Genomic DNA, 14,089 nt, shown 5'->3' on the forward strand with positions numbered 1-14,089 from the left:
GGGGTGTGACTGCGTACCTTTTGTATAATGGGTCAGCGACTTATATTCTGTAGCAAGGTTAACCGAATAGGGGAGCCGAAGGGAAACCGAGTCTTAACTGGGCGTTAAGTTGCAGGGTATAGACCCGAAACCCGGTGATCTAGCCATGGGCAGGTTGAAGGTTGGGTAACACTAACTGGAGGACCGAACCGACTAATGTTGAAAAATTAGCGGATGACTTGTGGCTGGGGGTGAAAGGCCAATCAAACCGGGAGATAGCTGGTTCTCCCCGAAAGCTATTTAGGTAGCGCCTCGTGAATTCATCTTCGGGGGTAGAGCACTGTTTCGGCTAGGGGGTCATCCCGACTTACCAACCCGATGCAAACTGCGAATACCGAAGAATGTTATCACGGGAGACACACGGCGGGTGCTAACGTCCGTCGTGAAGAGGGAAACAACCCAGACCGCCAGCTAAGGTCCCAAAGTCATGGTTAAGTGGGAAACGATGTGGGAAGGCACAGACAGCCAGGATGTTGGCTTAGAAGCAGCCATCATTTAAAGAAAGCGTAATAGCTCACTGGTCGAGTCGGCCTGCGCGGAAGATGTAACGGGGCTAAACCATGCACCGAAGCTGCGGCAGCGACACTATGTGTTGTTGGGTAGGGGAGCGTTCTGTAAGCCGTTGAAGGTGTGTCGTGAGGCATGCTGGAGGTATCAGAAGTGCGAATGCTGACATAAGTAACGATAATGCGGGTGAAAAACCCGCACGCCGGAAGACCAAGGGTTCCTGTCCAACGTTAATCGGGGCAGGGTGAGTCGACCCCTAAGGCGAGGCCGAAAGGCGTAGTCGATGGGAAACAGGTTAATATTCCTGTACTTGGTGTTACTGCGAAGGGGGGACGGAGAAGGCTATGTTAGCCGGGCGACGGTTGTCCCGGTTTAAGCATGTAGGCGGAGGTTCCAGGTAAATCCGGTACCTTATTAACGCTGAGGTGTGATGACGAGGCACTACGGTGCTGAAGTAACAAATGCCCTGCTTCCAGGAAAAGCCTCTAAGCATCAGGTAACACGAAATCGTACCCCAAACCGACACAGGTGGTCAGGTAGAGAATACCAAGGCGCTTGAGAGAACTCGGGTGAAGGAACTAGGCAAAATGGTGCCGTAACTTCGGGAGAAGGCACGCTGATATGTAGGTGAAGTGATTTACTCATGGAGCTGAAATCAGTCGAAGATACCAGCTGGCTGCAACTGTTTATTAAAAACACAGCACTGTGCAAACACGAAAGTGGACGTATACGGTGTGACGCCTGCCCGGTGCCGGAAGGTTAATTGATGGGGTTATCCGTAAGGAGAAGCTCTTGATCGAAGCCCCGGTAAACGGCGGCCGTAACTATAACGGTCCTAAGGTAGCGAAATTCCTTGTCGGGTAAGTTCCGACCTGCACGAATGGCGTAATGATGGCCAGGCTGTCTCCACCCGAGACTCAGTGAAATTGAACTCGCTGTGAAGATGCAGTGTACCCGCGGCAAGACGGAAAGACCCCGTGAACCTTTACTATAGCTTGACACTGAACACTGGTCCTTGATGTGTAGGATAGGTGGGAGGCTTTGAAGTGTGGACGCCAGTCTGCATGGAGCCATCCTTGAAATACCACCCTTTAATGGCTGGTGTTCTAACGTAGACCCGTAATCCGGGTTGCGGACAGTGTCTGGTGGGTAGTTTGACTGGGGCGGTCTCCTCCTAAAGAGTAACGGAGGAGCACGAAGGTTAGCTAATCCTGGTCGGACATCAGGAGGTTAGTGCAAAGGCATAAGCTAGCTTGACTGCGAGAGTGACGGCTCGAGCAGGTGCGAAAGCAGGTCTTAGTGATCCGGTGGTTCTGAATGGAAGGGCCATCGCTCAACGGATAAAAGGTACTCCGGGGATAACAGGCTGATACCGCCCAAGAGTTCATATCGACGGCGGTGTTTGGCACCTCGATGTCGGCTCATCACATCCTGGGGCTGAAGTAGGTCCCAAGGGTATGGCTGTTCGCCATTTAAAGTGGTACGCGAGCTGGGTTTAGAACGTCGTGAGACAGTTCGGTCCCTATCTGCCGTGGGCGCTGGAGAATTGAGGGGGGCTGCTCCTAGTACGAGAGGACCGGAGTGGACGCATCACTGGTGTTCGGGTTGTCATGCCAATGGCATTGCCCGGTAGCTAAATGCGGAAGAGATAAGTGCTGAAAGCATCTAAGCACGAAACTTGCCCCGAGATGAGTTCTCCCTGACCCTTTAAGGGTCCTGAAGGAACGTTGAAGACGACGACGTTGATAGGTCGGGTGTGTAAGTGTAGCGATACATTGAGCTAACCGATACTAATGAACCGTGAGGCTTAACCTTACAACGCCGAAGATGTTTTGGCGAAGAGACATCGAAATTCAGCTTGATTACAGATTATGTCGACATGCCCAGGAGGTGTGTTGATAAACAGAATTTGCCTGGCGGCTGTAGCGCGGTGGTCCCACCTGACCCCATGCCGAACTCAGAAGTGAAACGCCGTAGCGCCGATGGTAGTGTGGGGTCTCCCCATGCGAGAGTAGGGAACTGCCAGGCATCAAATTGCAGTAAACCGGGATGAAGAATCCGGGTAGTGACAAAGAAATTCGGTGGAGCGGTAGTTCAGTTGGTTAGAATACCTGCCTGTCACGCAGGGGGTCGCGGGTTCGAGTCCCGTCCGTTCCGCCACTTATTAGAAAATTAAGCCTGCTACTAAGCAGGCTTAATGATAAGAAGATTTAGGGGCGTAGCTCAGTTGGTAGAGCACCGGTCTCCAAAACCGGGTGTCGCGAGTTCGAGTCTCTCCGCCCCTGCCAGAAACAATCCTTAGCATTATTGCTAAGGATTTTTTTTTACCTGTAATTTGAGTTTTTCCTTCTTTCTATTTTACTCCCGGCATCCTTGCCAGCGTTTTCCTTAATCTTCCAGAATATTCGTTCTCAGCAGATCGCAAATCAGCGCATGTTTATCGCTATTTTGCAGCCAAACTGCATATAACGGGCGTGAAAGCGTTGTACTGTCGGTAACCGTATGGAGATCGCTTTTACCTTTAGCCCAGCTGACCGGTAGCCAGCTAAAACCTTTGAGGACTGAAAGTTGCTGCCTGGCTAATTCTGCCGAACTGGTGGTAAGTACCGGCACTTCATCTCCCGCAATCAATCCAGCCTCGTGTTGCTGAAAGTCAGGTCCCCATTCCAGACGCAGATAATTCAGTTCATCTTTGGTTTGTGAAGGAGAACTGCAATAGAGCGCCAGCGTGAAATATCCCAACAGTTGGCTGCTAAATTCGTCCATTTTGGGCGTTTCGGTAGTAATCAATAGATCAAGCTGTCGTTCATGAAGCTGTTTTACTAACGACTGTCGCTGCGCGATCCTCGCTTCAAATTGCAGGCTGGATTGCGGCTCCTGGGATTGGTACAAACGCCCCAGCCAGCCATTAAGCATGCATTCCCAGAGGGATGCGCTGGCACCAATAGAAAACTCGTTATGCCGCGAGGTATTCGCAACCTCCTTACGTGCTGCTTGCCACGTATTCATCAGCGTTTCAGCGTAAGGTAATAATTTTTCACCTGCAGCGGTTAAACGGATATTGTTTCTGTGTCGGGTGAACAGGTTTACACCCAATTGATTTTCCAGTTGTCTGATCCGAAAACTAACCGCTGATTGGGTCAGATAGAGCGCTTCAGCAGCCCTGCCAAAGTGGCGTGTCCGGCTAACTTCCAGGAAAGTTTTTAACAATTCCGTATCCACAACTCGCTCCATAAAATTATTTGTCGTTATGATTTAAATCTTTTGTTTGACGCTCTGTCAAGCGTAACTAATACTCCGCGCCATAAATAGCTCGGCCAAAGAATTAGGAGCGTGCAGGATGGCGGAAAGCTTTACGACGACTAATCGATATTTCGATAATAAATATTATCCCCGCGGATTCTCCCGTCATGGTGATTTCACCATTAAAGAAGCACAACTGCTTGAGCGTCACGGTTATGCTTTCAACGAGCTGGATCTGGGCAAGCGTGAGCCGGTAACGGAAGAAGAAAAACTGTTTGTTGCGGTATGCCGTGGTGAGCGCGAACCGGTTACCGAAGCTGAACGTGTGTGGTCCAAATACATGACGCGCATTAAGCGTCCAAAACGCTTCCACACGCTGTCTGGTGGGAAACCTCAGGTGGAAGGTGCGGAAGACTACACCGAATCTGATGATTAATAAAAAAGGGCGAAAGCCCTTTTTTTATGCCAGTAGTTTCTGCAAATGAATGAGTAATCTGTCTATCGCCCGATACCCAACAGCCTCCTGTAAGTGCTGGCGAGAGATATGGTCAGATTGTTCTATATCCGCGATCGTTCGAGCGACCTTTATCAGGCGTAACCATGCGCGGATGGATAATCCGAGATGCGCGAGCGTTTCTTCAAGCCATTGCGCATCGTCGCTACGCAATGGACAGTATTTATGGATATCCTGACTGTCCAGGTGCGCATTTAACTTATTCTGCCGCTGATACTGACGCTCTCGTGCTGCCATAACGCGTTGCTTCACCGTTGCGCTATCTTCCCCTTTTACCTGGCTCTGGCTGAGTATGCCGGGCGGCGGTAAGGGGATTTCGAGGGAGAGATCGAAGCGGTCAAGAAATGGACCTGATAATCGATTGAGGTAGCGTAGCGTCTGCTCTGGGGTACAGCGGTTATGGTTCCCCTGATAATGTCCTGTTGGGCTGGGATTCATGGCAGCAATAAGCTGAAAACGCGCGGGGTAAGTTATTTTTGCCCGAGTGCGGGATAAATGAATCTGCCCGGACTCAATGGGCTCTCGCAGTGCATCCAGCGTGCGCCGCTCAAACTCGGGAAGTTCATCCAGAAACAGTATGCCGTTATGCGCCAGAGATATCTCGCCTGGCGCAGGAATAGAGCCTCCACCGACCATGGCGGTTAATGAAGCACTGTGATGCGGCGAACGAAAAGGGCGTTGTTTCCACTGTTTTTGTAGCGTGTCGGAATTGACCAGACTTAGAATCGCGGCGCTTTCCAGTGCCTCATCATTACTCAGTGGCGGAAGCAATCCTCTCAGGCGACTGGCCAGCATGGTCTTACCCGTTCCCGGCGGCCCGATGAGTAAGAGGTTATGACCGCCAGCTGCGGTAAGTTCCAGTCCGCGTTTACCCTGTTCCTGGCCGATAACATCGCTCAGATCATCTGCTAATGCGCAGGGGGTAAAATCTGCCGATGATGGTCTGTCTAAATCATGCTTACCTTCGAGAAATGCGCATACGGCCTGTAGATGATCGGCTATCAGGCACCCTTCACCGTGTATCAGTCCCACTTCAGCTGCATTCTCTTTTGCGACAATAATTCTCCTGCCTGCGCGAATAGCTTCAGTTGCACTTGATATCGCACCGGGAACGCCGCGTAACGCGCCTGTAAGCGCTAATTCGCCTACCAGCTCATATGTATCGAGGTTATGGGTTGTAAGCTGCTCAGACGCTGCCAGAAGCGCAACTGCGATAGGTAAATCATATCGTCCCCCTTCTTTCGGGAGATCGGCCGGAGCGAGGTTTATGGTTATCTTCTTTGCCGGGAATTCATAACCGCTATTAATAATCGCACTGCGAACTCGATCGCGAGCCTCTTTTACCGTTGTTTCGGGTAATCCCACCATGGTTAAACCAGGCAAACCATTGCTGATATGTACCTCGATGGTAATGGCTGGCGCATTCACGCCCAGCGCAGCGCGTGTGTGAACAATCGATAGTGACATAAGCCCTCCTGATGAAAGCATTATGTCGCAATACATCGCGGCAAGATTTCACATAATTACGGTTTTTAGAGGCTTATTCCCGTGTTTTTATGTAGCTCAATACTGCTTGCATAAAGCCTGGAATAGCGTTCGCAAACACTTTTGAATAACGTTTTTAGTAGGGAACGGGTTGCCGAGAATCACCTGAGACGTGAAATATTTTCACTTTTGATTTTTTGTATAAAAAACAATGATATTTATCTAAACCGTTAACGGCGTCAGAAAAACGAATAAAAAAATATCTTGTGTCATTTGCAAATTCTATGGTAACTCTTTAGGTATTCCTTCGAACAAGATGCAAGAAAATACAAAAATGACAGCCCTTCTACGAGTGATTAGCCTGGTCGTGATTAGCGTGGTGGTGATTATTATCCCACCGTGCGGGGCTGCACTTGGACGAGGAAAGGCTTAGAAAACAAGCCTTAACGAACTAAGACCCCCGCACCGAAAGGTCCGGGGGTTTTTTTTGACCTTAAAAACATACATGAGGAGCAGAAAGTGAACGGTAGCATAAAATTCTGTTTCTCAAGATTTACGGCGGGGATGTAACTATGAATGGGGCACAGTGGGTGGTACATGCGTTGCGTGCACAAGGGGTTCAAACCGTCTTTGGTTATCCTGGTGGCGCAATTATGCCGGTTTACGATGCGTTGTATGACGGCGGCGTAGAACACCTGTTGTGCCGACACGAGCAGGGCGCGGCAATGGCGGCAATTGGCTATGCCCGTGCGACCGGTAAAACCGGCGTGTGTATCGCCACTTCCGGACCTGGTGCTACTAACCTGATCACCGGCCTTGCCGATGCGCTGTTAGATTCTGTTCCTGTGGTGGCGATCACCGGCCAGGTGGCCTCACCTTTCATCGGAACGGATGCGTTCCAGGAAGTGGACGTTCTGGGTATGTCTTTGTCCTGCACCAAACACAGTTTCCTGGTGCAGTCACTGGAAGAGCTGCCGCGCATCATGGCAGAGGCTTTCGCTGTGGCGAACTCCGGTCGTCCGGGTCCGGTTCTGGTTGATATCCCGAAAGATATCCAGCTGGCCAGCGGTACGCTGGAGCCGTATTTTACGACCGTCGAAAACGTAGAGGTTTTCCCGCACGCTGACGTTGAGCAGGCGCGTAAAATGCTGGCGCAGGCGCAAAAACCGATCCTGTACGTCGGTGGCGGCGTTGGTATGGCGCAGGCGGTCCCGGCCCTGCGTGAATTTATCGCGGTAACCCAAATGCCGGTCGCCTGCACGTTGAAGGGGCTGGGTGCAGTAGAAGCTGACTACCCATACTATTTGGGTATGTTGGGAATGCATGGCACTAAAGCGGCAAATTTCGCGGTGCAAGAATGTGATTTACTGATTGCAGTGGGTGCGCGTTTTGATGACCGGGTGACCGGCAAGCTGAATACCTTCGCGCCGAACGCCAGCGTGATCCACATGGATATCGACCCTGCGGAAATGAACAAGCTGCGGCAGGCGCACGTCGCCCTGCAGGGTGATTTAAATTCTCTGCTGCCGGCATTGCAGCAATCTCTGAAGATTGACGCATGGCGTCAGCATAGCGCTGAACTGCGCACAGAGCATACCTGGCGCTATGATCATCCCGGTGAGGCTATCTACGCGCCACTGTTGTTGAAGCAGTTGTCCGATCGCAAACCCGCGGACAGCGTAGTGACAACGGATGTTGGTCAGCATCAGATGTGGTCGGCGCAGCATATGACCTACACCCGCCCGGAAAATTTCATCACCTCGAGCGGCCTGGGTACGATGGGCTTTGGCCTGCCAGCAGCGGTTGGTGCGCAGGTTGCTCGCCCGAACGATACGGTAATCTGTATCTCCGGTGACGGCTCCTTCATGATGAATGTACAGGAGCTGGGCACCGTAAAACGCAAGCAGTTGCCGCTGAAAATAGTCTTACTCGACAACCAGCGGTTAGGCATGGTGCGACAATGGCAGCAGCTGTTTTTCCAGGAACGTTATAGCGAAACCACCCTTACCGATAACCCCGATTTCCTCATGTTGGCCAGCGCCTTCGGCATACCAGGTCAACACATCACCCGTAAAGACCAGGTTGAAGCGGCACTCGACACCATGCTGAACAGCGAGGGGCCATACCTGCTTCATGTCTCAATCGACGAACTTGAGAATGTCTGGCCTCTGGTACCGCCAGGTGCCAGTAACTCAGAAATGCTGGAGAAATTATCATGATGCAACATCAGGTCGCCGTTGAGGCTCGTTTCAATCCGGAAACGTTAGAACGTGTTTTACGCGTGGTACGCCATCGCGGTTTTCAGGTGTGCTCCATGAATATGGAAGCCGCCAGCGATGCGCAAAATATAAATATCGAATTGACCGTTGCCAGCCCCCGGTCGGTCGACTTACTGTTTAGTCAGTTAAGTAAACTGGTAGACGTTGCACATGTTGCTATCTGCCAGAGCACAACCACATCACAACAAATCCGCGCCTGAGCGCAAAAGGAAGAAAAATGACGACGAAAAAAGCTGATTACATTTGGTCTAATGGCGAGATGATTCGTTGGGAAGACGCGAAGGTCCACGTGATGTCCCACGCGCTGCACTACGGTACTTCAGTATTCGAAGGCATCCGTTGCTACGATTCTCACAAAGGGCCGGTGGTGTTCCGTCATCGCGAACATATGCAGCGTCTGCGTGATTCAGCCAAGATCTATCGTTTTCCGGTTTCTCAGAGCGTTAATGAGCTGATGGAAGCTTGCCGCGAGGTGATTCGTAAAAACAATCTGACCAGCGCCTATATCCGTCCGCTGGTGTTTGTTGGCGACGTGGGGATGGGCGTTAACCCGCCAGCGGGATACACCACTGACGTGATCATCGCCGCGTTCCCGTGGGGTGCTTACCTTGGTGCAGAAGCGCTGGAGCAGGGGATCGACGCGATGGTTTCTTCCTGGAACCGCGTTGCGCCGAACACCATCCCTACTGCGGCTAAAGCGGGCGGTAACTATCTGTCTTCGCTGCTGGTGGGTAGCGAAGCGCGTCGTCATGGCTATCAGGAAGGCATTGCGCTGGACGTGAATGGCTACATCTCCGAAGGTGCGGGCGAAAACCTGTTTGAAGTAAAAGACGGCATTCTGTTTACCCCGCCGTTTACCTCTTCTGCACTGCCGGGTATTACCCGTGACGCGATCATTAAGCTGGCGAAAGATCTCGATATCGAAGTACGTGAGCAGGTGTTGTCCCGTGAATCACTGTACCTGGCTGACGAAGTGTTCATGTCCGGTACCGCGGCTGAAATCACCCCAGTACGCAGTGTCGATGGTATCCAGGTGGGCGAAGGCCGCTGCGGTCCGGTCACCAAACGCATCCAGCAGGCCTTCTTTGGGCTCTTCACCGGTGAAACGGAAGATAAATACGGCTGGTTGGATTCAGTAAACCAATAACAAAATTAATATTTCCCCAAAATAATTCACGTTGCAGGAAGACGGCAACGCAGCAAGTCCCAGGAGCTTACTGCAGTAAGTGACTGGGGTGAGCGAGGCGGCCAACGCACCTGCGGCGTGAAGTATGCAGGGGAAAGACAGACGGGAGTTAATCAAGCATGCCTAAGTATCGTTCTGCTACCACCACCCACGGCCGCAATATGGCGGGTGCCCGCGCATTGTGGCGCGCCACCGGGATGACCGATGATGACTTCGGTAAACCGATTATCGCTGTGGTGAACTCCTTTACCCAGTTTGTGCCGGGTCACGTCCACCTGCGCGATCTCGGTAAGCTGGTTGCCGAACAAATCGAAGCCTCAGGCGGCGTGGCGAAAGAGTTCAACACCATTGCTGTGGATGATGGTATCGCCATGGGTCATGGCGGCATGCTGTATTCACTGCCGTCGCGTGAGCTGATCGCTGACTCCGTTGAGTACATGGTTAACGCCCACTGCGCCGATGCGATGGTCTGCATCTCCAACTGCGACAAAATCACCCCCGGGATGTTAATGGCCTCTTTGCGCCTGAATATTCCGGTGATCTTTGTTTCCGGCGGTCCGATGGAAGCCGGGAAAACCAAGCTCTCTGACCAAATCATCAAGCTCGACCTGGTTGATGCGATGATTCAGGGTGCTGACCCGAAAGTTTCCGACTCACAAAGCGAGCAGGTTGAACGTTCCGCCTGTCCGACCTGCGGCTCCTGTTCCGGTATGTTCACCGCTAACTCGATGAACTGCCTGACTGAAGCGCTGGGCCTGTCGCAGCCGGGTAACGGTTCACTGCTGGCGACTCACGCCGACCGTAAAGAACTGTTCCTCAACGCAGGTAAGCGCATCGTCGAGCTGACCAAACGTTATTATGAGCAGGACGATGCTTCCGCGCTGCCGCGCAACATTGCCAGCAAGGCAGCGTTTGAGAACGCCATGACGCTGGATATCGCCATGGGCGGCTCCACCAATACCGTTCTGCACCTACTGGCGGCCGCGCAGGAAGCGGAAATCGACTTCACCATGAGTGATATCGACAAGCTGTCCCGCAAAGTCCCGCAGCTGTGTAAAGTGGCGCCGAGTACGCAGAAATACCATATGGAAGACGTGCATCGCGCAGGCGGCGTACTGGGTATTTTAGGCGAACTGGATCGTGCTGGACTGCTGAACCGCGACGTGAAAAACGTGCTGGGGCTGACTCTGCCGCAAACGCTCGATCGGTATGACGTGATGTTGACCAAAGACGATGCGGTGAAAAAAATGTTCCGTGCTGGCCCGGCCGGCATTCGTACAACCCAGGCATTCTCACAGGATTGCCGTTGGGATACGCTGGATGACGACCGCGCTGAAGGCTGCATTCGCTCGCTGGAGCACGCTTACAGCAAAGACGGCGGTCTGGCAGTTCTGTACGGTAACTTCGCGGAAAACGGCTGTATTGTAAAAACCGCAGGCGTGGATGACAGCATCCTGAAATTCACCGGCCCGGCAAAAGTGTATGAAAGCCAGGACGATGCGGTTGAAGCCATCCTCGGCGGTAAAGTGGTGGCTGGCGACGTGGTTGTCATTCGCTACGAAGGGCCGAAAGGCGGGCCAGGCATGCAGGAAATGCTCTACCCAACCACCTTCCTGAAATCGATGGGCCTCGGTAAGGCTTGCGCGCTGATTACCGATGGTCGTTTCTCCGGCGGTACTTCGGGGCTTTCCATTGGTCACGTTTCTCCGGAAGCGGCCAGCGGCGGTAATATCGCGATTATCGAAGATGGTGACATGATTGCCATCGATATCCCGAATCGTGGTATTCAACTTCAACTGAGTGATGCGGAAATCGCTGCGCGCCGTGAAGCGCAGGAAGCTCGCGGTGACAAAGCCTGGACGCCAAAAGATCGTCAGCGTCAGGTCTCCTTTGCACTGCGCGCCTACGCCAGCCTGGCAACCAGTGCCGACAAAGGTGCGGTGCGCGATAAGTCGAAGCTCGGGGGATAATGACCATGGCGGATTCACAACCTCTATCCGGCGCTCCTGAGGGTGCCGAGTATCTCAGAGCGGTACTGCGTGCGCCGGTATACGAAGCGGCACAGGTAACGCCGCTACAGAAAATGGAAAAACTCTCTTCGCGCCTCGACAATGTCATTCTGGTGAAGCGCGAAGACCGTCAACCTGTTCACAGCTTCAAGCTACGCGGTGCCTATGGCATGATGGCGGGCTTGACCGAAGAGCAAAAAGCGCATGGCGTCATTACCGCATCGGCTGGTAATCATGCTCAGGGCGTCGCTTTCTCTTCTGCGCGATTAGGCGTGAAGGCGCTGATTGTCATGCCAACGGCTACCGCCGATATCAAAGTCGACGCCGTTCGCGGCTTCGGCGGAGAAGTGCTGCTGCACGGCGCGAACTTTGATGAAGCCAAAGCCAAAGCGATTGAATTGTCGCAGCAGCAGGGGTTTACCTGGGTGCCGCCGTTCGATCATCCGATGGTGATTGCCGGGCAGGGCACGCTGGCGCTGGAGCTGCTCCAGCAGGACGCGCATCTCGATCGCGTATTTGTGCCAGTTGGTGGTGGCGGATTAGCGGCAGGTGTTGCGGTGCTAATTAAACAGCTGATGCCGCAAATCAAAGTGATTGCCGTGGAAGCGGAAGATTCGGCCTGTCTGAAAGCGGCGCTGGATGCCGGTCATCCGGTGGATCTGCCGCGAGTGGGTCTCTTTGCCGAAGGCGTGGCGGTGAAACGTATTGGTGATGAAACCTTCCGTCTGTGCCAGGAATATCTCGACGATATTATCACTGTCGATAGTGATGCTATTTGCGCGGCAATGAAAGACCTGTTCGAGGATGTACGTGCGGTGGCGGAGCCTTCCGGGGCGCTGGCGCTGGCGGGGATGAAAAAATACATCGCCCAGCATAATATTCGCGGCGAGCGCCTGGCGCATGTTCTTTCCGGCGCTAACGTTAACTTCCACGGCCTGCGCTACGTTTCCGAACGTTGCGAGCTGGGGGAACAGCGCGAAGCCTTGCTGGCCGTGACCATCCCGGAAGAAAAGGGCAGCTTCCTGAAGTTTTGCCAACTGCTGGGTGGGCGCTCGGTGACCGAGTTTAACTACCGCTTTGCTGATGCGAAGGACGCCTGCATTTTTGTCGGCGTACGTCTGAGCCGTGGGCTGGAAGAGCGTAAGGAAATCCTGCAACTGCTCAATGAGGGCGGCTATAGCGTGGTGGATCTGTCCGATGACGAGATGGCGAAGCTACACGTGCGCTATATGGTCGGTGGACGTCCGTCGAAACCCTTACAGGAACGTCTTTATAGCTTCGAATTTCCGGAGTCGCCGGGGGCGTTGCTCAAATTCCTGCATACCCTGGGGACGCACTGGAATATTTCATTGTTCCACTATCGCAGTCACGGCACTGACTATGGTCGTGTGCTGGCAGCGTTTGAGTTGGGTGAACACGAGCCTGATTTCGAAACGCGGCTGAATGAACTGGGTTATGACTGTCATGATGAAACACATAACCCGGCATTCAGGTTCTTCCTGGCGGGTTAACGACAGCCATTAAAAAAGGGTTCATGTAAAAACATGAACCCTTTTTGCTACTGTATCAGCAGATTACAGCGTGATAACGTCGAATTCGACTTCGGTATTCACGTCAGCATCGTAATCCACACCGTCGAGGGCAAAACCGAACAGGTTCAGGAATTCCTGCTTGTATCCTGCATAGTCAGTTTCTTGCGCCAGGTTTTCGGTAGTGATCAGCGGCCACAGATCGCGACATGCCTGCTGAATGTCGTCACGCAGTTCCCAGTCATCCATACGGATACGCTGGTTGTCATCAAGCGCCACTTTATCGCCGTACAGGCTGGTGGTCATCAGACGGTTGATCTGCTCAATACAACCTTCGTGAATCCCCTGCGCTTTCATCAGCTTGAAGACCATGGAGATGTACAGCGGCATTACCGGAATCGCAGAAGATGCCTGGGTGATGACGGACTTCAGTACGGCAACGTTAGCGGAACCGTTTAGCGGTGCCAGCTGGTTACGCAGTTCACCCGCCGCGCGATCGAGGTCTTCTTTCGCTTTGCCCAGCGCGCCGTGCCAGTAGATTGGCCAGGTCAGGTCGGTACCGATGTAGGAGTAGGCTACGGTTTTCACGCCATCAGCCAGCACGCCCGCTTCGCTCAGCGCGCCCATCCACAGTTCCCAGTCTTCGCCGCCCATGACGGTGACGGTGTTCTGAACTTCTTCTTCGGTAGCCGGCTCAATGCTGGCGGTGATGATCTGATCTTTGTTGGTATCGATCGCTTTAGAAGTGTAAACCTCACCGATTGGCTTCAGCGCTGAACGGACGATTTCACCGGTTTTCGGCATTTTACGCACTGGGGAAGCCAGTGAGTAAACCACCAGGTCAATCTGACCCAGGTCTTCTTTGATCAGTTTGATCACTTCATCACGGCATTCGTCAGAGAACGCATCGCCGTTAATGCTTTTGGAGTACAGACCTTCACGCTTGGCCGCTTCGTCGAAAGCTGCAGAGTTATACCAGCCTGCGGAACCTGGTTTGGTATCCGTGCCCGGTTTTTCGAAAAATACCCCGATAGTGGCGGCACCGCTGCCAAAGGCGGCGGAAATTCTGGAAGCCAGACCGTAACCGGTGGAAGCACCGATCACCAGCACGCGAGACGGGCCGTTCTCGATTTTCCCGTTCTGCTTAACATACTCGATCTGCTTTTCCACGTTGACTTTGCAGCCAGTCGGATGGGTCGTTGTACAGATGAATCCACGAATTTTTGGTTTGATTATCATAATGATGGCTAATTAAGTTTGTATTTTCGCTGTCAAGTGCGCAATGACACCGTCTGTTC

The 14,089-nt window shown here is 52.8% G+C and carries 10 protein-coding genes, 2 tRNA genes and 2 rRNA genes; 11 read left to right on the plus strand and 3 right to left on the minus strand.

Going from position 1 to position 14,089, the window contains the following annotated elements; translation table 11 throughout:
* The 4 genes from SK38_RS22675 to SK38_RS22690 all read left to right on the plus strand — a co-directional run.
* Window positions 1-2,361, plus strand: a 23S ribosomal RNA gene (locus tag SK38_RS22675); the annotation flags it as partial.
* A gap of 97 nt (window positions 2,362-2,458) precedes the next feature.
* Window positions 2,459-2,574 (plus strand): 5S ribosomal RNA (gene rrf / locus SK38_RS22680).
* Window positions 2,575-2,629: 55 nt separating this feature from the next.
* A tRNA-Asp gene (locus tag SK38_RS22685) sits at window positions 2,630-2,706 on the plus strand.
* A 52-nt stretch (window positions 2,707-2,758) separates the two neighbouring features.
* A tRNA-Trp gene (locus SK38_RS22690) sits at window positions 2,759-2,834 on the plus strand.
* 100 nt (window positions 2,835-2,934) lie between these two features.
* Here the strand turns inward: SK38_RS22690 and hdfR are convergent.
* Entirely contained in the window at window positions 2,935-3,780 is an 846-nt protein-coding gene (gene hdfR, locus SK38_RS22695) for an HTH-type transcriptional regulator HdfR (protein ID WP_008787063.1), read from the minus strand.
* Between the two features lie 106 nt (window positions 3,781-3,886).
* On the opposite strand from hdfR, the gene maoP reads away from it, so the two are divergent.
* Window positions 3,887-4,225, plus strand: coding sequence for a macrodomain Ori organization protein MaoP (maoP, locus tag SK38_RS22700; protein ID WP_003018025.1), 339 nt, complete (start codon window positions 3,887-3,889; stop codon window positions 4,223-4,225).
* 24 nt (window positions 4,226-4,249) lie between these two features.
* Here the strand turns inward: maoP and SK38_RS22705 are convergent, their stop codons facing one another.
* Window positions 4,250-5,770: a YifB family Mg chelatase-like AAA ATPase gene (locus SK38_RS22705; protein WP_048237104.1), complete on the minus strand. Its 1,521-nt coding sequence runs from the start codon at window positions 5,768-5,770 to the stop codon at window positions 4,250-4,252.
* Window positions 5,771-6,122: 352 nt separating this feature from the next.
* Here SK38_RS22705 and ilvL point away from each other — a divergent pair, with 352 nt between their 5' ends.
* The 6 genes from ilvL to ilvA all read left to right on the plus strand — a co-directional run bounded on the left by ilvL (window position 6,123) and on the right by ilvA (window position 12,773).
* Window positions 6,123-6,221, plus strand: coding sequence for an ilv operon leader peptide (gene ilvL, locus SK38_RS24580; protein WP_001311244.1), 99 nt, complete (start codon window positions 6,123-6,125; stop codon window positions 6,219-6,221).
* A gap of 139 nt (window positions 6,222-6,360) precedes the next feature.
* On the plus strand, window positions 6,361-8,007 hold the full coding sequence (gene ilvG / locus SK38_RS22710; protein ID WP_003829032.1) for an acetolactate synthase 2 catalytic subunit: 1,647 nt from the start codon (window positions 6,361-6,363) through the stop codon (window positions 8,005-8,007).
* Window positions 8,004-8,267 (plus strand): acetolactate synthase 2 small subunit, encoded by a 264-nt coding sequence (gene ilvM, locus SK38_RS22715; RefSeq protein WP_003018017.1) that lies wholly within the window; start codon window positions 8,004-8,006, stop codon window positions 8,265-8,267. The genes ilvG and ilvM overlap by 4 nt, the downstream gene beginning before the upstream one ends.
* Before the next feature lie 17 nt (window positions 8,268-8,284).
* On the plus strand, window positions 8,285-9,214 hold the full coding sequence (locus SK38_RS22720; protein WP_048237105.1) for a branched-chain amino acid transaminase: 930 nt from the start codon (window positions 8,285-8,287) through the stop codon (window positions 9,212-9,214).
* 158 nt (window positions 9,215-9,372) lie between these two features.
* Window positions 9,373-11,223, plus strand: coding sequence for a dihydroxy-acid dehydratase (gene ilvD / locus SK38_RS22725; RefSeq protein WP_003829028.1), 1,851 nt, complete (start codon window positions 9,373-9,375; stop codon window positions 11,221-11,223).
* Between the two features lie 5 nt (window positions 11,224-11,228).
* Window positions 11,229-12,773 carry a threonine ammonia-lyase, biosynthetic gene (ilvA, locus tag SK38_RS22730; RefSeq protein ID WP_048237122.1) on the plus strand — a complete coding sequence of 515 codons (1,545 nt, stop codon included), beginning with the start codon at window positions 11,229-11,231 and terminating at the stop codon, window positions 12,771-12,773.
* A gap of 63 nt (window positions 12,774-12,836) precedes the next feature.
* On the opposite strand, the gene fabV is transcribed toward ilvA, so the two are convergent.
* Window positions 12,837-14,030 carry an enoyl-ACP reductase FabV gene (gene fabV, locus SK38_RS22735; protein WP_008787067.1) on the minus strand — a complete coding sequence of 398 codons (1,194 nt, stop codon included), beginning with the start codon at window positions 14,028-14,030 and terminating at the stop codon, window positions 12,837-12,839.
* Window positions 14,031-14,089 lie beyond the last annotated feature (59 nt).

It is taken from the genome of Citrobacter sp. MGH110 (assembly GCF_001037515.1).
Lineage (GTDB): Bacteria > Pseudomonadota > Gammaproteobacteria > Enterobacterales > Enterobacteriaceae > Citrobacter > Citrobacter portucalensis.